Genomic DNA, 18490 nt, shown 5'->3' with positions numbered 1-18490 from the left:
TGCCGGATCGGCTCACAACCCATGCTGCGCCGAACGTGTGACATTGAGCACTTCTACGTCTTGTAGAAGTCGCTGGTTTCGACTTGGCGGTAGGGAAGGGGCAAACTGGTAACCATGAGCCACACTTCTGCCGAATCTGTCACTAAAACCGAAGAATCAGCCGAGCAGTTCTTCACTCTCTGGACTGTTTTCAAGCGGTCCGAGGAACTGGTGCGCAGCGCTGACGCTGCCGCCGATTTCGACGCCCTGCTGGTCCGCCTGGCCGAGGCCGGCGTGACGCACCGCGGCAGCTACGACGTCTCCGCGATGCGCGCCGACGCCGACGTCATGGTGTGGCTCCACGGCCCGAAGCCCGAAGCGCTGCAGCAGGCCATCCGCGACATCCGCCGCAGCACGCTTTTCGCCGGAACCGAGATTGTCTGGTCCGCCATGGGCGTGCACCGGGAAGCCGAGTTCGCCAAGAACCACACCCCCGCTTACTCACGCGGTGTGGCCCCGGCCGAATGGCTCTGCGTCTACCCGTTCGTGCGCTCCTATGAGTGGTACATCCTGCCCGAGCAAGAACGCGGCAAGATGCTCCGCGACCACGGCATGCTGGGCCGGGAGTTCCCGCAGGTCATCTCCAACACGGTATCCTCCTTCGCCCTGGGCGACTGGGAATGGATCCTGGGACTGGAAGCCCCCGAACTGGTGGACCTCGTGGACCTCATGCGCCACCTCCGCGCCACCGAAGCACGCAACCACGTACGGGAGGAAATCCCGTTCTACACCGGCCGCCGCATCACCGCAGCCGAGGTCGCTGAGGTCCTCGCATGACCCAGCCCGATCCCGCGGCGGGCGCCGTGCTCACCGGAACCAACCCGGTCACCGAAGCCGGCCGGATGGCGCCCAAAAACTATGACGGCGTCCTGCTGGCCTCCTTTGGCGGGCCCGAGGGCCAGGACGACGTCATCCCGTTCCTGCGCAATGTCACCCGCGGCCGCGGCATCCCGGACGAGCGGCTCGAAGAGGTTTCCCACCACTACCGGGCCAACGGCGGCATCAGCCCCATCAACCAACAGAACCGCGAGCTCAAGGCAGCCCTGGAAGCGGAGCTCAGCGCCCGCGGCATTGAGCTTCCCGTGCTGTGGGGCAACCGCAACTGGGACCCCTACATTCCGCAGGCGCTGCAGGACGCGTACGACGCCGGCCACCGCAAACTGCTGATGGTCACCACGAGTGCCTACTCCTGTTACTCCAGCTGCCGCCAGTACCGCGAGGACATCGGCATCGCCCTGACGGAGACAGGACTGGACGGCCGGCTTGAGGTGGACAAGGTCCGCCAGTACTTCGACCACCCCGGCTTTGTGGAGCCCTTCATTGAAGGCACCGCTGCCGGGCTGGCGGACGTGCGGGCGCAGCTCACTGCGGCCGGAACGCCGGACGCCCCCGTGCACATCCTTTTTGCCACCCACTCCATCCCCACCCGGGATGCCGAGGCCGCCGGAAGGTCCGCGGACGAACCGCGCGGGTTCGACGAAGGTTCCGCCTACGTGGCCCAGCACCTGGCCACCGGCGCCGCAGTTATCAGCCGTGTTAAGGCCGAGTCAGGGCTGACCGCACCCTGGTCCCTCGTCTACCAATCCCGCTCGGGCGCGCCGCACGTGCCCTGGCTGGAGCCGGACATCAACGACGCCATCGCCGATCTGGCGGGCCAAGGCAGCAAAGGCATCGTCATCGTCCCGCTGGGCTTCGTCAGCGACCACATGGAAGTTGTCTGGGACCTGGATACGGAAGCCCTGGAAACCTGCCGCAACCTCGGCCTGGCTGCCACGCGGGTACCCACCCCCGGCACGCACCGGAAGTTTGTGAACGGCCTGGTGGACCTCATCTCCGAACGTACGCTCGCCAACAACATCAGCGACCGGCCCGCCGTGACCGGACTAGGCCCCTGGTACGACGTCTGCCGGCCGGGATGCTGCGCGAACTTCCGCGGCGAAAAGCCCACCATCGCCGGAGCCGACACCACCGTCGGCACCGGACACGACGCATACCCGGCCGCATCTGCGGGCGCTGCCGGGGGAGAAGGAACCCCGTGACCGTACGGATCGGAACCAGGGCCAGCAAGCTCGCCCTGACCCAGACCCAGCAGACGGCGGACCAGCTGGCCGCCGTCGGAGGCTTCCCCGTGGAGCTGGTGCACATCACCACCGAGGGCGACGTCAAGACGGGGTCCCTGTCCCAGATGGGCGGCACCGGGGTGTTTGTCGCCGCCCTGCGCGATGCCCTGCTGCAGGACACCTGCGATGTCGCTGTGCACTCGCTCAAGGACCTTCCCACGGGCGCCGCGCCGGGCCTCACCATCGCCGCAACGCCCAAGCGTGCGGACGTGCGGGACGTCCTGTGCGCCCGCGACGGCCTTAAGCTGGCTGATCTGCCGCAGGGCGCCAGGGTGGGCACCGGCTCGCCGCGCCGAGCTGCCCAGTTGCGTGCCGCCCGCCCTGACCTGGAAGTGCGGGACATCCGCGGCAATGTGGAGACCCGCCTGGGCCGCGTGCCCGGCCTGCCCGGAAACGCCGCCGGCGCACCGGGTGACCTGGACGCCGTCGTACTGGCCGCCGCAGGACTGGAACGCATCGGCCGCCTGGACGCCGTCAGCGAATTTTTCGAGATGGACGTGATGCTGCCGGCGCCCGGACAGGGTTCGCTGGCCATCGAATGCCGGACGGCTGACGCCCCGCGCAAGGCAGGTTCCACCGAGGGTTCGCAGGGTGTTTTGGCGCAGGCCCTGGCCGCGCTCAACGATGAGGACACCCGCCTCGCCGTGACCGCCGAGCGTGCCGTGCTGGCCCGCCTCGAGGCCGGCTGCGCCGCCCCCGTGGGTGCCTTCGCGTACCGCAAAGGCAGCATGCTGTATCTCGAGGCGGCGGTGTGCGCCGTGGACGGCACCAAGACTGTGCGCGAAAAGAAGGCAACCGACGGTCTCACCGAGGTTGGTGCCACGCTGCTCGGCATCGAGGTGGCCGAGCTCCTGCTGGCCGCCGGCGCCGCGGAGATCGCGGACCTTGCCGCATCCCGATGACCTGGCGGGCGCTCTGGGTGGCCGGCGCGTCCTGATCACCCGCAGCGCCGACCGTGCCGGGCCGCTGGCCGCGCTGCTCGGCAGCCTGGGGGCCGAACCGCTGCTGCTGCCGCTCATCGACTTTGAACGGGCCGCGGACCAGCCGGTCCTCGATGCCGCGCTGGATGATCTGGTGGCCGGGGGCTTCGACTGGCTGGTGGTCAGCAGCATCACCACGGTGCGTGTGCTCGTGGAAAAAGCGGTTGAGCGCGGCACCACGCCGGCGGCACTGCTGCCGGCGGGATTGCGGGTGGCCACGATCGGGCCGTCTTCGCGGCGGATCCTGGAAGCCGTGGGCATTCCTGTGGCGCTGGCCCCGGTGGATATCCAATCCGCCGAAGGACTCGTGGAACTGTGGACCGCCGCGCCGGCGCGCGTGCTGTTGCCACAGGCCGACATCGCGGCCCCTGCACTGCGCGATGGCCTGGCAGCCAAGGGCGCCGACGTTACCGCAGTTGTGGCCTACCACACCGTGGACTACCCGGCCCGGCAAGAACTCCGCCTGGAGGCGGAACTGCCGTCCGCCGTCGGACTTTCCAATAACACCGCGCCGCGCGAGCTCACTCCGCTGCAGACCCGCGGGGAGCTCGACGCCGGGACGCTCGACGCCGTCGTGGCCGCCTCGCCAAGCGCCGCGCGGCGCATTGCAGCGACCCTCCTGCCGCTGGGCCGCTGCCGTTTCATCGCCATCGGACGCCCGACGGCGGCAGAAGCTGCCGCCCTTGGCATCCCGGTGGCCGCCACCGCCCAAGTCCCCACCCCGGACGGCATAGTGGCCGCGCTGGGCGCCGTATTTGCCAACGAAGGGAACACCCGATGAGCTTTCCGAACCACCGCCCGCGCCGCCTCCGCACCACGCCCGCCATGCGCCGGCTCACCGCCGAATACCGCCTGGCGCCTGCCGACCTGATCCTGCCCGCGTTCATCCGCGAAGGCCTCAGCGAACCGTCGCCCATCACCTCCATGCCCGGGGTTGTGCAGCACACCACAGATTCGCTCAAGCGCGCCGCCGCGGAGGCCGTGGAACTGGGCGTCGGCGGCATCATGCTGTTCGGCGTGCCCGCCGTGCGCGATGCCCGCGGCACCGCCTCCCTGGACCCGGACGGTGTGCTCAATAAAGCCATCCGCGACGTCCGCGCCGAGGTGGGCGACGACCTGGTCATCATGGGCGACGTCTGCCTGGACGAATTCACCGACCACGGCCACTGCGGCGTCCTGGACGCCGATGGCTATGTGGACAACGACGCCACGCTGGAGATCTACGGCCAGATGGCCGTGGCCCAGGCCGATGCCGGCGCCCATGTGCTGGGGCCCTCCGGCATGATGGACGGCCAGATCGCGGTGATCCGCCAGGCCCTTGAGGAATCCGGCCACAAAAACACCGTCATCCTGGCCTACGCTGCCAAGTACGCCTCCGCCTTCTACGGTCCCTTCCGGGAAGCCGTGGATTCGCAGCTCAAGGGCGACCGCCGCACCTACCAGATGGACGCCGCCAACCGCCGCGAAGCCCTCCTTGAGGTGGAGCTGGATCTTGAGGAAGGCGCAGACATGGTGATGGTGAAGCCGGCCATGAGCTACCTGGATATCCTGGCCGACGTCGCCGCCATGAGTCCCGTGCCCGTCTCGGCCTACCAGATCTCGGGTGAATACGCGATGATCGAGGCCGCCGCCGCCAATGGCTGGATCGACCGGCGGGGTGCCATTACGGAATCCATCCTCGGCATCAAGCGGGCCGGCGCCAACACCGTGCTGACCTACTGGGCCTCCGAGGTAGCAGGCTGGCTCAAGGAATCCTGACGCGGCAGGGAATGTTTCCGGATGCTTGGTGGTTTGTATGCGTATGCATGAAAACAGCGAGCCTTCCGTAACCACTCCGTCCACCCCGGGCAACCCCACTGCCCCCGTCCCCGCGGACACCATCCTGTTGGGCGTCAGTACCTTCGGCGACGTCGACCTGGCTGCCGACGGCGCACCCAAGCACCACGCGGAGGTGCTGCGCCAGGTGGTGGAACAGGCCAAGGTGGCCGACGCCGTCGGACTGCACTCCTTCGGCGTGGGGGAGCACCACCGCAGGGACTTCGCCGTCAGTGCGCCGGACGTGGTGCTCGCAGCCATCGCCACGGCCACGGAAAACATCCGGCTCGGCAGTGCTGTCACGGTCCTGAGCTCGGACGATCCCATCCGCGTCTTCCAGCGCTTCGCCACCCTCGACGCCGTCTCGAACGGCCGCGCCGAAGTTATCCTGGGCAGGGGTTCGTTCACCGAGTCCTTCCCGCTCTTTGGCTACGACCTGGGCGACTACGACGCGCTGTTCGAGGAGAAGCTGGACATCTATGACCGCGTGCGGTCCCAGAACCCGGTGAACTGGGACGGCCGCACCCGGGCGTCGCTTCGGGGCCAGATGGTCTATCCGCACGTGGAAGGCCGCCTGCTTCCCACCTGGATCGGAGTGGGCGGCTCACCCCAATCCGTAGTCCGCACGGCCACCTACGGGTACCCCATGGTCCTGGCGATCATCGGCGGCGAGCCCGAGCGTTTCCGCCCGTATGCCGATCTGTACCGGCGCACGCTGGCCGAAGCCGGTAAGGAACCGCAGGCACTCTCCGTGCATTCGCCCGGCTACGTGGCCGAAACTGACGAGCAGGCCCTCGAGGAGTACTACCCGCACTGGCTCGCCACGCGGAACAAGATCGGCGCGGAACGCGGCTGGGGACCGGCCGGGCGTGGCGAGTTCGAAGCCGCGGCGGACGAGGACGGCGCCCTGTTCGTTGGTTCCCCGGAGACCGTGGCGAAGAAGATCGCCCGGCTCAAGGGCACCCTCGGTGCGGACCGCTTCGAGATGAAGTACAGCAGCGGCACGCTGCCCCACGAGCAGATGATGCGCTCCATCGAACTGTTCGGTTCCAAGGTGGCGCCCCTCGTTGCAGACAAGCTTGCGGACATGCTCGCGGACCGCTGAGTCAGGCGGCCACTTGATCCGGCAGCTACTGTATCCGGCGCCCGCGCCATGGCGTGGCGCCGGATGCCACCGCACGTGATGGAAGAATAGGGGCATGACTCGTTCCGAAGACCTCTTCGCCCGTGCCCAGACCCTGATGCCCGGTGGCGTCAACTCACCCGTCCGTGCCTTCGGCTCGGTGGGCGGAACCCCGCGGTTTATGGTGTCGGCCCAGGGCCCATACCTGACCGATGCCGACGGCAAAGAGTACGTCGACCTGGTCTGCTCCTGGGGCCCGGCCCTTCTGGGGCACGCCCATCCGGCCGTACTGGAGGCCGTTCACGCGGCGGTGGACCGAGGCCTGTCCTTCGGCGCGTCCACCCCGGACGAGGCCAACCTGGCCGCCATCGTCCAGGAGCGCGTGCCGGCCGCCGAACGCGTGCGTATGGTCTCCACCGGCACCGAGGCCACCATGACGGCAGTCCGGCTGGCCCGTGGCTTCACCGGCCGGAACCTCATCATCAAGTTCGCCGGCTGCTACCACGGCCACCTGGACGGGCTGCTGGCCGCTGCAGGATCCGGTGTTGCCACCCTGGCGCTGCCGGGCTCGGCTGGTGTCACCGAAGCCACTGCCGCCGAAACGCTGGTCCTGCCGTACAACGACCTCGCCGCCGTCGAAGCCGCTTTTGCCGCCCACGGGCCGAACATTGCGGCCGTCATCACCGAAGCCGCCCCCGCCAACATGGGCGTGGTAACGCCGGGGGAGGGCTTCAACCTGGGGCTGTCCCGCATCACCCGCGAACACGGCGCGCTGCTGATCCTCGACGAGGTGCTGACCGGATTCCGCACTGGCTACTCCGGCTACTGGGGCCTCACCGGCGGCGCTGCTGACGCCACGGAGCCGTGGACCCCTGACCTGCTCACGTTCGGCAAGGTCATCGGCGGCGGAATGCCGACGGCGGCTCTCGGCGGGCGTGCGGACGTTATGGACTACCTTGCACCCCTCGGCCCGGTGTACCAGGCAGGGACACTCTCCGGGAACCCCGTGGCCATGGCAGCCGGCGTAGCCACGCTGACGCACGCCACCCGCGACGTGTACTCCTTTGTGGACGCCCGCTCGCTGGAGCTCTCCTCGGCGCTGTCCGCTGCCCTGGACAGTGCCGGCGTGGACCACTCCGTCCAGTTCGCCGGAAACCTCTTCTCCGTGGCATTCGGCACGTCCGCCAACGGCGTCCACAACTATGCTGACGCCCAGGCCCAGGAAACCTTCCGGTACGCGCCGTTCTTCCACTCCATGCTGGAATCCGGCGTTTACCTGCCGCCGTCGGTCTTCGAGGCCTGGTTCCTGTCGGCCGCCCACGACGACGCCGCGATGAACCGGATCTTTGACGCCCTCCCGGCCGCCGCGAAGGCTGCAGCTGCCGCGAAAGCCTAGCGCCGCCGTCGGCCGTTGACGGGCGCCCGCAACGGCTGAAGCAAGAAAATCCCCGCCTCCCGGACAAAACCCCGCACCATGCGTGGGGGAAAATGTCCGGGAGACGGGGATTTTCTGTTGGTGTGACTACAGCACGTCCGACAGGAAGCCTTTCAGGCGGTCCGTTGCGGGCGCCGTGAAGATCTGCTCGGGCGGACCCGATTCGACCACCACGCCGGCGTCCATAAACGTGACGGTGTCTGAGACGTTGCGGGAGAAGCCCATTTCGTGGGTCACCACCACCATGGTCATGCCGCCCTTGGCGAGGTCGGTCATCAGCGCCAGGACGCCCTTCACGAGCTCCGGGTCAAGGGCGGAGGTGGCCTCGTCAAAGAACATCACCTCAGGCTTCATGGCCAACGCACGGGCGATTGCGACACGCTGCTGCTGGCCGCCGGAGAGGTTGGCCGGGCGGGCATCAGCTTTGTGCTTGAGGCCCACGAGATCCAGCTGCTCCAGGGCCTCGTCACGCGCCTGGTCCTTGGACAGCTTCCGGAGCTTGCGCAGCGCGAGCGAGACGTTGTCCAGCACGGTTTTGTGCGGGAACAGGTTGAACTGCTGGAAGACCATGCCGATCCGCTGGCGCAGCTCGTCCGGGTTGTCCTTCAGGACCGACCGGCCATCCAGCAGGATGTCGCCCTGGTCCGGTTCGATCAGCCTGTTCATGACCCGCAGGAGCGTCGACTTTCCGGAGCCGGACGGACCAATGACCGAAGCCGTGGTGCCCTTCTCCACGTGGAGGTCGATGCCGCGGAGCACATGGTTATGCCCGAACGAAAGGTGCAGGTTCTTGCCGGTCAGGGTGCCGGAAGTAAATTCCGTCATGCCTGTGCCCCCTTGCCGATAGGTGCCGCCAGCTCGTCCGGTTCCTTCTTCTCCGGCCGGCCGGTACGGAGCCGGTTGTCGATGAAGTTTACGAAGTGGGTCAGCGGCACAGTCAGGATCAGATACAGAACGCCAGCGGCCACGAGCGGCGAAAGGTTCCCCGTGTTGGCCATCGCATCGTTACCGATCCGGAAAATCTCGCGGTCGGAGGCAGCCAGGCCCAGCACGAATACCAGGGAGGAATCCTTCAGCAGCGAGATGAACTGGTTCACCAAGGCAGGCAGCACGCGGCGGATGCCCTGCGGCACCACCACCAGCCGCATGGACTTGCCGTAGCTGAAGCCAAGGGCACGCGAGGCCTCCAACTGGCCTTTCTCCACGCTCTGGATACCGGAGCGGAAGATCTCACCGATGTAGGCGCCGGCGATCAGGGTCAGCGCCAGGATCCCGAGCGGATAGGGGTTCCGGTTACCGGTGAGTTCCCGGGCAATGGGGCTGAGCCCAATACCGATCACCAGGATGACCAGAATGGCGGGCAGGCCGCGGAACAGGTCGGTGTAGATCCGGGCTGCCCAGCGGGCCACCGGATTCCGGGAAATACCCATGAGTGCGAGCAGCAGCCCCAGCAACGAGCCGAGGATGCCCGATGCCAAGGCCAGGATCAGGGTGTTGGGCAAGCCCACCGTGAGAAGGGAGGGAACGACTTTCGCCATTTCCTCCCAGTTGAGGAACGTTTCACCCAGCTGGTCCAGGAGATCCATAAGCGGTTAAGCCCAGATCAGCTCTGGGGAGCCGGAGCAGCTTTGCTTCCCGGCTTCCAGTCGGCGGGGGTCTCGCGGTCCGGGTACCATTCCTTGGTCAGCTTGGACCAGGTACCGTCAGCAATTACGGCGTCCAGGCCGGAGTTCAAAGCGTCGATCAGGGCTTTGTTGTCCTTGTTCACGGCGTAAGCGGTGAAGTTCTGGGTGTTCACAACAGACTCGGCGATGACAGTGCCGTCGCCTTCCTTCACCTGGCCGGTGGCCTGCTGCGAGGGTGCCACCCAGGCATCGATCTGGCCGTTGCGCACATTGGCGTACACGGTGGCGTAGTCCGGGAAACGGACCGGCTCGAGCTTCAGGGTGTTGGTGACGTAGTCGTCCTGGACCGTGCCCTGGACGACGCCGATGCGGACATTGGCATCCAGGTTTGCGAAGCCCTTGACGTCGCTGTCGGTCTTAGCAACGACAGCCATAAAGCCGAAGTCGTAGCCGTTGGTGAAGCCCACATTGGCGCGGCGGGCGTCTGTGGTCGAAATCGAGGACGATCCCACATCGAACTGCTTGGTCTGTACCTGGGAGAGCAGCGCCGAGAAGTCGGTGGCTACGAACTCGACCTCGAGGCCAAGCTTGCCGGCTACGGCGCGCAGCAGCTCGTTGTCGTAGCCGGTGAACTTGCCGGCGGGGTCGATGAAGATGTTCGGCGGGGCGTCGGAGAGCGTGCCAACTTCAAGCTTGCCTTCGGTGTTGAGGCCCAGCTTGGTCTTGTCGATCTGGTCCAACGGCGTGACGTCGGCGGTGGTGTACTTGTCCAGCGTCTGCTGGTCACTGCCGGCGAGGGCATCGGTGGGCGTGCCGCTCGGCTGGGCGGTCCCGCTACCGCAGGCGGCCAGCGAGACAGCCAGCGCAACCGCGACCGGAACGCTGGTCAGCCACTTCATGGCTTTGGTCTTCATGAGAAAGTCACTTTCATCAGAGTCATAAGATCAACCGGGCCGAAGGCTGCGCGTCAGGCGCCTGGCGCCTTGCTCCCAAATGCCGGCCGGCCGGGGCGGGATTACCGCTGAACTTAATCATCTCATTTCCGGCTTTCAGCGCCTTCGGACGAATAAGACCTTGCTTCAGTGCGCCCCATGCCGAATTAGTGGCTGAAGTTGACTCTTCCTGAACAGCTGATGAATGAATGCTGCCCGCGCGGCCGAATCTGCGGGTTCCGGCAGCCGCGGTCAGCGGTTCCGGGCTAAATGTGAGTTAGCTCTCAACTAGAAGTCGCCACTGGCGTCTTCCGGAGGTAGGACGGGCCATTCGCCTTCGATTACGGCGGCGGGCTTGGTCTTGCGCAGGTAGTTCTGGAAGTCCGCCGCTTGGCTGACAGCCCAGTCCTTTTGCAGATCGTGAAGCTGGCTGGCCGGCATCTTGAGCTTGGGGAACTTGATGGCCATGGCATCCAGCATCCGGAGCGTGGCCAAAGCATCCGCGGCCGACGTATGGGCGTTGTCCAGCGTGATGCCGTATTCCTCACACAGGGCCGTCAGTGTGCGCTTACCCTTGCGGTAGCGGTCTACCTGTTTGTTCATGATGAACGGGTCCAGGACGGGGAACCGGCTCAACTGCCGGACGCCGTAGCGGGCGGACTCAGCGGCCAGGACGGTGAAGTCGTAGCTGGCGTTGAAGGCAATGACCGGAATTCCGGCGTCGAACAGGTCCTGCAGGACAGTTGCGAGCTCCCCGGTGACTTCATGGGCCGGCCGTCCCTCACGCCGGGCATGCTCCGTGGTGATGCCGTGGATATCGCTGGCCTCGGTAGGGATTTCGACGCCGGGATCGGCCAGCCATTCGTGTTCGGTGATCACGTCCCCCTGCTGGTCCACCACGGTGACCGACGCCGTGACGATGCGCGCGGCACGCGAATTCCGTCCGGTGGTTTCGAGATCGAAGGCTGCGCGGGGAAGGGTGTTCCAGGTGGTCATGCCTCAACGCTACCGGCCAGCACCGACAGGATCGGGCAGCGCCACTGCCGGTAACCTTGAGGTATGCGGACTGAGTACATTGAGGCGGTGCTCGCGCTGGTCGAGCTGGTTCCACCCGGCACCGCACTGGCCTACGGTGATGTGGCTGAGCTGCTGGGGTCCGGCGGTCCGCGGCAGGTTGGCCACGCCATGAGCCACTACGGCAGCCAGGTCGCGTGGTGGCGCATCCTGAAGGCGAACGGCCAGGGTCCGGAAGGCCATGAGGCCGAAGCGCTCCGCCACTACCTGCAGGAGGGGACGCCGCTGCTCGGCAACCACGATGCTTTCCTGCGCACCGGCGAAGGCAAATGGCGGGTGGACCTGATGGCAGCACGCTGGGCACCGGGCGAGGATGACTTCGACCGGATTGACGCTATTGCGGAGCAGCTGGAGCGGCGGCTGCATAGATTGTCGGTGGCTGATGATGAAATGTCTGTGTGACCGTAACAATCCCCGATCTTGATACCGCCGAGTCCGCACGCACGTCAGCGAGGCCCGCGTCCGCGGCCGGACGATCCGGCGGAACGGGCCTCCGGCTTCTCCCGCCGCGGCAGCTGCACGCCGACGTGCCGGCGTTGTCTGCGGACCAGCGCGGTGCCGTCGACGTGCCTCACGGCTCCGGGCCCGTCCTGGTTCCCGGGGCACCCGGAACCGGAAAATCAACGGTCCTGATCGAAGCTGCCGTCCGTCGGGCCCTGCAGGACGGCGTGGACCCGGAGCGGATCCTCATCCTGGCGCCCGGACGCCTCGCCGCCGACTCACTCCGCGACCGCTTCACTGCCCGGCTGGACAGGAGCCTGAGCACCACGCCGGCCCGGACTTGGGCAGCCTATGCGTTTGACCTGATCCGGCGGGCGAAAGCGGAAGGAATCCTTACGCTTCCGCGCGCGCCACGGCTCCTGTCAGGCCCGGAACAGGACCTCATCATCCGCGAACTCCTGGAGGGCCACCGGATGCCCGGCCTGGAACTTCCATGGCCTGCGGATCTGGAAGCGGCACTTGAGACGCGGGGCTTCCGCCATGAAGTACGCCAACTCTTCGACCGGATCATCGAATCCGGCCGGACCGCCGGTGACCTGGAGGAGCTGGGCCACCAGTGCGGCCGGCCCGACTGGATCGCCGCCGCGGCGCTGTACGCCGAGTACCGGGACGTCCTGGACCTGCGCATGCCGGAGGCCTTCGACCCCGCCGGCATCATCACCACGGCCCGGCAGATCTTCCAGGACGCGCCTGGCTTCCTGGCCGCGGAACGGGATCGCCTCCAGCTCGTATTGGTGGACGATGTGCAGGAGGCGAACCCTGCCGTGTTCGAACTGCTCGCCGATATCGCCGCCGGCAAGGACTGCTATGTCGCCTACTCCCCGGACACCGTTGTGCAGGGCTTCCGCGGGGCCAGACCCGACCTCGTTGCGGAGCTGCCGCGCCTGCTTTCTGCGAAAGCCGGCGTCATCGAGCGGCCGCTGTGGCACACCCATCGGCACGCCCCCGCCATTGCCGAGGCCTGGCTCGGCGTCGCGGGCAGGATCTCGCAGCGTGCGGGCGGCCAGCTGGCAAGGCGGCTTGAGCAGCCCGAACCCCGGGCCGGAACCGCGCACGGGCCCATCGCCGTCGTCGAACCCGACCCGCAGTCCGCCGGCACGGTGGAAGCACACCTGGTACCGTCCCCGGTCCACGAACTCCGGTACGTTGCCCAGCGCATCCTGGACCAGCACGTCAACCATGGCCGCGACCTGGCCGAGATCGCCGTGATTGTACGTAACGGCGGCCAACTCAGTGAGCTGCAGCGGTACCTCACGGGCCAGGGGATCCCGGTCCGTGTTCCGGTGGCCGAGTCCGCGGTCCGCGATGAGGTGGCCGTGCGTCCGCTGTTGGACGCCTACGCCATAGCCCTGGATCCCGAGTTGTTGACTCCGGAAGCCGCCGTTGCGCTGCTGACGTCGCGCATCGGGGGTGCCACGTCCATTGAATTGCGCCGGCTCCGCCAGTCGCTGAGGCGGGAGGAGCTGCTGGGCGGCGGCGGACGGACCAGCGACGCCCTGCTGGTTGAGGCATTATCGGAACCCGGCGCCCTGGGGACGCTGGGCCTGGAAGGCCGTTCCGCGCGCCGGACCGCCCGCATGATCCAGGCAGGGCGGAGCGCCGCCGCCGAGCCCGGGGCCAATGCCGAGACCGTGCTCTGGGCCCTGTGGCACTCCACCGGACTGGCCAACGCCTGGACCGAATCTGCCCTCACCGGCGGCTCCCACGGAGCCCGAGCCGACCGGGATCTTGATGCCATGATGGCGCTCTTCCATACAGCCGAGCGCTACGTGGACCAGATGCCGGGCGCCGGGCCGGAGCAGTTCCTTGAGTACCTCCTGAACCAGGAGCTGCCGATGGATACCCTGGCCGCGCGGGCCCAGGTGGACGACGCCGTCGAGCTGATGACCCCGGCCAGTGCTGCCGGGCGGCAGTGGCCCGTGGTCATTGTGGCGGGGCTGCAGGAAGGCGTCTGGCCCAATACCAGGCTCCGCGGTGAGCTGCTGGGCAGCAGCCTGTACGCTGACGCCGTCGAGCATGGGGTTAGCTATGCATTACAGCTGGACCCGCTGAGCCGGCTGCGGGAGATCCGCTACGACGAACTCCGGAGCTTCTCCACGGCCGTTTCCAGGGCCTGCGAGATGCTGATCTGCACCGCTGTTTCGTCCGAGGACGACCAGCCCTCGTCCTTCCTCGACTATGTGGCGCCGCTTGAGCCGGGCGCCGAGGGCAGGGGGTTCACGCCGGTGGAACGGCCCATGACGCTGCGTGCCCTGGTGGCCGAGCTGCGGCAATACGCGCAGCTGAATGGAAAGTATGAGCCCGAAGCCGCCGAGGCCGCCAGGGTCCTGGCCGGACTTGCCGCCGCGGAACCGGCGGTCCCGGGAGCGCATCCGGACAGCTGGTGGGGCCTGCCTCCTTTGACGACATCGGAGCCGGTTGTCCCGCCCGGAGGGACGGTTTACGTCTCGCCGTCGAAGGTGGAATCCGTGCAGAAATCACCGCTCGACTGGTTTGTGCAGGCGGCCGGCGGAGAGGCCGCCACCGACTTCGCCCGGAGCCTGGGCACCCTGGTGCACGCCATCGCGCAGGACCTGCCGGAAGCCTCCGGGGGCGAGTACGTCGCCGAACTCATCCGCCGGTGGCCAACCCTGGGGATGAAGGACAACTGGGAAGGCAAACTGGACCTCCAGCGTGCCGAAACAATGGTGCGCAAGCTCGCCCAGTACGTCCTGGTGATGCGGAGCGAGGGCCGGAGCCTGCTGGGCGTCGAGCAGGACTTTGAGGTCCGGCTGCCCGACGTTCCGCCGGCAGCGACGGACTCGGGCGATGGCCAGCGCGGCGATGCGCGGGCCGCCGTGCTCCGCGGCCAGGTTGACCGGCTGGAGATCGACCCCGAAGGAAGGCTGGTCATTGTGGACCTCAAGACGGGCAAAAGGCAGCCTGGCAAGTCCGAGCTGTCCCGCCATCCCCAGCTGGGGGCCTACCAAGCGGCGGTCCTGGCTGGCGGTTTCACGGAGGTACACGGACTTCCCGGCGCAGCAGAACCCGGTGCACCAGTGCCGGACTCACCAGCGCCGGGCTCACTCGTGCCGGGCGGCGCAGTACTGGCGCAGCTCGGAACAACTACCAAAAGTCCCGGCGTCCAGCAACAGGAACCCTTGGAGGCCCAGGATAACTGGGCCCTGGACATGGTCACCGATGCGGCCGCCGTCATGTCCGGCAGCAACTTCGAAGCCCGGCACGACCCGGCAAAAAGCAGCCACGGGGGGCACGGCTGCAGGCTCCCTGAGGTCTGTCCACTCTGTGTCCGCGGAAAGCAGGTCACCGAATGAGCCAGCCCCAGGTTCCAGAGCCCCTGTTTAGCCCCGAGCAGCTGTCCGAGCTGCTGGGTGAAAAGAACACGCCTACCCCCGAACAGTCGGCCATCATTTCCTCACCCCTGGCTCCCCGGCTGGTGATCGCGGGGGCGGGTTCCGGCAAGACCGCCACCATGGCCGACCGCGTCGTCTGGCTCGTTGCCAACGGCTGGGTCAGGCCAGAGGAAGTCCTGGGCGTTACGTTCACCAGGAAGGCGGCCGGCGAGCTGGCCACCCGGATCCGGGCTAAGCTGGCCGCATTGCAGCGGGTCGCTGCCCAGGACACGCGGCATGACGTATTCGCCGAGGGGCTGCTCAGCAGCGACGCCCTTGAACCCAAAGTGTCCACCTACCACTCATTTGCGAGCGGCATAGTTTCTGACTACGGGCTGAGGCTGGGCGTGGAACGCGACGTTGTGCTGCTCGGCGGAGCCCAGGCCTGGCAGCTCGCCAGCGAAGTAGTGGAAGCGTTCGACGGCGAGTACAGCCACTTCAAGGCAGCCAAGTCCACACTGGTCAAGGCAGTCATCCAGCTCGCGGGGGAGTGCGCAGAGCACCTGCAGGAACCGGCCGACGTCGAGGCCTGGCTTCTGGCGCGGCTGTCTGAGTTTGAAGAACGTCCCTACGTGGCCGGGGCGCAGAAGAATGCCCCGCAGGCAGCCGGTGAACTGGCCGCGATGCTGCGCACCAGGGCAAGCGTGGCTGACATGGTGGGCCGCTACGCCGTCGCCAAGAAGTCACGGGGGGCATTGGACTTCGGCGACCTGGTGGCACTGGCGGCCCGTGTTGCCCGGGAGATCCCCCTTGCTGCGGACATGGAACGCCAGCGCTACAAAGTGGTGCTCCTCGACGAGTTCCAGGACACGTCGTATGCCCAGTTGGTCCTGTTTTCGCGGCTTTTCGGCGACGGCCACGCGGTCACCGCCGTGGGGGACCCCAACCAGTCGATTTACGGCTTCCGGGGTGCTTCGGCAGGCCAGCTCTTCCACTTTGTCCGTGAATTCCCTGTCCGCGTGGACGGGGGCGACGGGCCAGGACGCTTCACGCTGGCCCCTACGTCGTACCTCACGACGGCGTGGCGCAACGGCCGGGCCATCCTGTCCGCCGCCAACATCATGTCAGAGGCCTTAGGGCGCGCCGAGGCGCAGAAGGCCACTGCCGGCAGCGAACCTGTTGGCACCGCGGCGGCGAATGTGCCGCCCCTGCAGCCCAGTCCCTTCGCGGTGGAGGGACGGGTGGTACTGGGCCGCTTCGGCACAGACCTCGACGAAGCGGCCGCCCTTGCCGAGGACGTCATAAAGTACCGGGTCACTGACTTTGAACGTGAGGCCGACGGCACACCGGTGCCGCCCGCACTGGCTGTCCTGTGCCGGCGGCGGGCCCAGATGGAAACCATCCGGCGGGAGTTCGAGGCGCGGGGGATTGCCTACGAAATCGTGGGGCTTGGCGGACTGCTCGACACTCCCGAAATCGTTGATCTGGTGGCCACGCTCCGGGTGCTTGCCGATCCCGGACGCTCGGACTCCCTGATGCGCCTCGTGGCCGGCGCGCGCTGGCGGATCGGGCCGGCAGACCTGATGGCCTTCCGCGACTGGTCCAGCCACCTTGCACGCCGTCGCGGCCGCCCGGCCGGCGCTGCCACGCCGGAGGACGGGCCCGCAGACGCGTCCGACGAGGCCGTCATCGAAAGCGACCTGACTGACGGCGCCAGCCTGGTCGAGGCGCTGGACTGGCTGCCACGCGAAGACTGGACCTCTTCTAACGGTCGGTCGCTGACCGAAGTGGCCCGCGACCGCCTCGGCAGGCTTTCGACGGAGCTCAGGCAGCTGCGCGGCTACCTCGGGGACGACCTCACCACTCTGCTCGGCGAAGTGGAACGCGCCATGTTGCTCGACATCGAAGTGGCAGCACGCCCGGGGACCAGTATCCACCAGGCCCGCCGAAACCTGGACGCCTTCCAGGACGCGGCGGCCGGCTTCCTGCGGACCTCGCACCGGGTGGACATCCTCGCCTTCCTTGCCTGGCTGGAAGCGGCCGCGGCCGAGGAAAACGGACTCGAAGCTCCGCCGTCGGATATCAACCGCGAGGCTGTGCAACTGCTGACCGTCCATGCGTCAAAGGGCCTGGAATGGGACGTCGTCTTTGTACCGGGCCTCAACGCCGGCGCCTTCCCCAGCAACAAGGACTCGCGCTGGAGCAGCGGCGCGGCGGCCCTGCCGTGGCCGCTGCGGGGGGACCGTTCGGACCTGCCCCAGTGGGATACCGACCAGCCGGACCGGAAGGGCTGGCTGGACGCCGAGAAGGACTTCAAATCAGCCGTCCAGGTCCATGGTGAGGGCGAGGAGCGCCGCCTGGCATATGTGGCCTACACCAGGGCAAAGCACGTCCTCTGGGTCTCCAGCGCGGCATGGGTGGGCTCCAGGGCAGGCCGTGCCGAGATGTCACCGTTCCTCGCTGAACTGGAACAGCTTGTCGGCTCCGGCCCCAACACGCCCTCGGCGGACGCCGCGGAAATCTCTCCCGCCCTGGTCCATCCGGCGTCAGTGGAGGAATCATCCCTGCCGGAAAAGAGCCCGTTGACCACGGAAACGGAGGTGGCCGGATGGCCCTATGACCCCCTCGAAGGTCCCGTGGATGCGCGGACCGGGGAGCGCCTGCGGGTTGTTCCCGGCAGGCGGCTGGCCATGGAGGGCGCCGCGGCACGCGTCCGGGCCGCGTTGGAGCCCTTGGATCCCGAGGACTTTGTGCCGGTCCTTGAGCCTGTATCCGCCAATGAGTCCGGGCCAAGGCTCCGGGGCACTGCGGCGGGCTGGGCCAGGGAAGCTGCCTTGCTGCTGGAACGGCGGTCCAGGCGCGCCTCCGGGCAGGACGTTCATTTGCCCGGCCACATCTCTGCGTCCACGCTGGTGGATCTTGGCGAGGACCCGGCGGGGGTAGTGGGCAGGCTGCGAAGGCCTGTACCGCGTGAGCCCGGCATGTCGGCGCGAAAGGGGACGGCATTCCACGCCTGGGTTGAAGAGTACTTCGGCGCAGCCGGCATGCTGGATCTCGGCGAGGCCCCCGGCTCCGACGACCACATTGATGCCGCCTATGACCTCGACACCATGGTGGCCACCTTCAAAGCCTCGGAATGGGCCGACAGGTCACCGGCATTTGTCGAAGTGCCGGTGGAAACGCGGGTGGGAGACGTCGTGGTCCGCGGGCGCATCGACGCCGTCTTCCAGGACGCGGACGGGAGGTGGGACCTCGTGGACTGGAAAACCGGCCGTCGGCCGTCTGCCGCGCAGCTGCGGGCCAAATCGGTGCAGCTGGCCGCGTACCGGCTGGCTTGGGCCCGGCTCAAGGGCGTGGCGGTGGCAGACGTCAGGGCCGCCTTCTTCTACGTTGCGGACAACCAAGTGGTGCGGCCGCACGATCTGGGCTCCGCTGAGGAGCTCGAACAGATTGTGGCCGCCGCCCTCGACGTCAGTGCTCCCTGAGGTCAGCGCAGGCTGACCTCAGGAAGCGC

At 67.4% G+C, this 18490-nt stretch carries 14 protein-coding genes; 10 read left to right on the top strand and 4 right to left on the bottom strand.

Annotated features, from left to right (window positions below; translation table 11 throughout):
- The first annotated feature begins 114 nt into the window (after positions 1–114).
- The 7 genes from hemQ to hemL all read left to right on the top strand — a co-directional run bounded on the left by hemQ (position 115) and on the right by hemL (position 7473).
- Complete coding sequence (hemQ, locus tag ACX80V_RS01540; protein ID WP_058931880.1) at positions 115–816, top strand: hydrogen peroxide-dependent heme synthase; 702 nt, start codon at positions 115–117, stop codon at positions 814–816.
- The gene (locus ACX80V_RS01535; protein WP_485841683.1) at positions 813–2078 is read left to right on the top strand and encodes a ferrochelatase; all 1266 of its coding nucleotides are present in this window, start codon (positions 813–815) and stop codon (positions 2076–2078) included. Before hemQ ends, ACX80V_RS01535 begins: the two co-directional genes overlap by 4 nt.
- Positions 2075–3061: a hydroxymethylbilane synthase gene (gene hemC / locus ACX80V_RS01530; protein WP_058931882.1), complete on the top strand. Its 987-nt coding sequence runs from the start codon at positions 2075–2077 to the stop codon at positions 3059–3061. Before ACX80V_RS01535 ends, hemC begins: the two co-directional genes overlap by 4 nt.
- Complete coding sequence (locus ACX80V_RS01525; RefSeq protein ID WP_485841682.1) at positions 3045–3920, top strand: uroporphyrinogen-III synthase; 876 nt, start codon at positions 3045–3047, stop codon at positions 3918–3920. Before hemC ends, ACX80V_RS01525 begins: the two co-directional genes overlap by 17 nt.
- Positions 3917–4897, top strand: coding sequence for a porphobilinogen synthase (hemB, locus tag ACX80V_RS01520; protein WP_058931884.1), 981 nt, complete (start codon positions 3917–3919; stop codon positions 4895–4897). The genes ACX80V_RS01525 and hemB overlap by 4 nt, the downstream gene beginning before the upstream one ends.
- A 37-nt stretch (positions 4898–4934) precedes the next feature.
- Positions 4935–6059 (top strand): LLM class flavin-dependent oxidoreductase, encoded by a 1125-nt coding sequence (locus ACX80V_RS01515; protein WP_485834965.1) that lies wholly within the window; start codon positions 4935–4937, stop codon positions 6057–6059.
- A gap of 94 nt (positions 6060–6153) precedes the next feature.
- Positions 6154–7473 (top strand): glutamate-1-semialdehyde 2,1-aminomutase, encoded by a 1320-nt coding sequence (hemL, locus tag ACX80V_RS01510; protein WP_485841681.1) that lies wholly within the window; start codon positions 6154–6156, stop codon positions 7471–7473.
- Between the two features lie 126 nt (positions 7474–7599).
- Here the strand turns inward: hemL and ACX80V_RS01505 are convergent, their stop codons facing one another.
- From ACX80V_RS01505 to ACX80V_RS01490, 4 genes are all read right to left on the bottom strand, one after another.
- Entirely contained in the window at positions 7600–8337 is a 738-nt protein-coding gene (locus tag ACX80V_RS01505) for an amino acid ABC transporter ATP-binding protein (protein ID WP_058931887.1), read from the bottom strand.
- Positions 8334–9098 (bottom strand): amino acid ABC transporter permease, encoded by a 765-nt coding sequence (locus ACX80V_RS01500; protein WP_056343886.1) that lies wholly within the window; start codon positions 9096–9098, stop codon positions 8334–8336. Before ACX80V_RS01500 ends, ACX80V_RS01505 begins: the two co-directional genes overlap by 4 nt.
- 17 nt (positions 9099–9115) lie before the next feature.
- The gene (locus tag ACX80V_RS01495) at positions 9116–10051 is read right to left on the bottom strand and encodes an ABC transporter substrate-binding protein (RefSeq protein WP_485841680.1); all 936 of its coding nucleotides are present in this window, start codon (positions 10049–10051) and stop codon (positions 9116–9118) included.
- A gap of 306 nt (positions 10052–10357) precedes the next feature.
- Complete coding sequence (locus ACX80V_RS01490) at positions 10358–11065, bottom strand: 3'-5' exonuclease (protein ID WP_485841679.1); 708 nt, start codon at positions 11063–11065, stop codon at positions 10358–10360.
- Between the two features lie 63 nt (positions 11066–11128).
- Between ACX80V_RS01490 and ACX80V_RS01485 the strand changes: the two genes are divergently transcribed.
- The 3 genes from ACX80V_RS01485 to ACX80V_RS01475 are packed head-to-tail and all read left to right on the top strand — an operon-like array spanning position 11129 to position 18461.
- Positions 11129–11545, top strand: a complete 417-nt coding sequence (locus ACX80V_RS01485) for an MGMT family protein (protein ID WP_058931890.1) — start codon at positions 11129–11131, stop codon at positions 11543–11545.
- Positions 11542–14958 carry an ATP-dependent helicase gene (locus ACX80V_RS01480; protein ID WP_485841678.1) on the top strand — a complete coding sequence of 1139 codons (3417 nt, stop codon included), beginning with the start codon at positions 11542–11544 and terminating at the stop codon, positions 14956–14958. Before ACX80V_RS01485 ends, ACX80V_RS01480 begins: the two co-directional genes overlap by 4 nt.
- Positions 14955–18461, top strand: a complete 3507-nt coding sequence (locus tag ACX80V_RS01475) for an ATP-dependent helicase (protein ID WP_485841677.1) — start codon at positions 14955–14957, stop codon at positions 18459–18461. The genes ACX80V_RS01480 and ACX80V_RS01475 overlap by 4 nt, the downstream gene beginning before the upstream one ends.
- Positions 18462–18490: the final 29 nt, after the last annotated feature.

Source organism: Pseudarthrobacter arbutini (genome assembly GCF_054510915.1).
Note: the sequence above shows the minus strand (reverse complement) of the source record. Positions and strands in the feature narration are given on the sequence as shown.

What these genes read in the sequence shown, in the direction of transcription:
- hemQ (WP_058931880.1), top strand. Translation starts at nt 115, where the DNA reads ATGAGCCACACTTCTGCCGAATCTGTCACTAAAACCGAAGAATCAGCC.
- hemL (WP_485841681.1), top strand. Translation starts at nt 6,154, where the DNA reads ATGACTCGTTCCGAAGACCTCTTCGCCCGTGCCCAGACCCTGATGCCC.
- ACX80V_RS01495 (WP_485841680.1), bottom strand. Translation starts at nt 10,051, where the DNA reads ATGAAGACCAAAGCCATGAAGTGGCTGACCAGCGTTCCGGTCGCGGTT.
- ACX80V_RS01505 (WP_058931887.1), bottom strand. Translation starts at nt 8,337, where the DNA reads ATGACGGAATTTACTTCCGGCACCCTGACCGGCAAGAACCTGCACCTT.
- ACX80V_RS01475 (WP_485841677.1), top strand. Translation starts at nt 14,955, where the DNA reads ATGAGCCAGCCCCAGGTTCCAGAGCCCCTGTTTAGCCCCGAGCAGCTG.
- hemB (WP_058931884.1), top strand. Translation starts at nt 3,917, where the DNA reads ATGAGCTTTCCGAACCACCGCCCGCGCCGCCTCCGCACCACGCCCGCC.
- ACX80V_RS01485 (WP_058931890.1), top strand. Translation starts at nt 11,129, where the DNA reads ATGCGGACTGAGTACATTGAGGCGGTGCTCGCGCTGGTCGAGCTGGTT.
- ACX80V_RS01490 (WP_485841679.1), bottom strand. Translation starts at nt 11,065, where the DNA reads ATGACCACCTGGAACACCCTTCCCCGCGCAGCCTTCGATCTCGAAACC.
- ACX80V_RS01515 (WP_485834965.1), top strand. Translation starts at nt 4,935, where the DNA reads ATGCGTATGCATGAAAACAGCGAGCCTTCCGTAACCACTCCGTCCACC.
- ACX80V_RS01500 (WP_056343886.1), bottom strand. Translation starts at nt 9,098, where the DNA reads ATGGATCTCCTGGACCAGCTGGGTGAAACGTTCCTCAACTGGGAGGAA.
- ACX80V_RS01535 (WP_485841683.1), top strand. Translation starts at nt 813, where the DNA reads ATGACCCAGCCCGATCCCGCGGCGGGCGCCGTGCTCACCGGAACCAAC.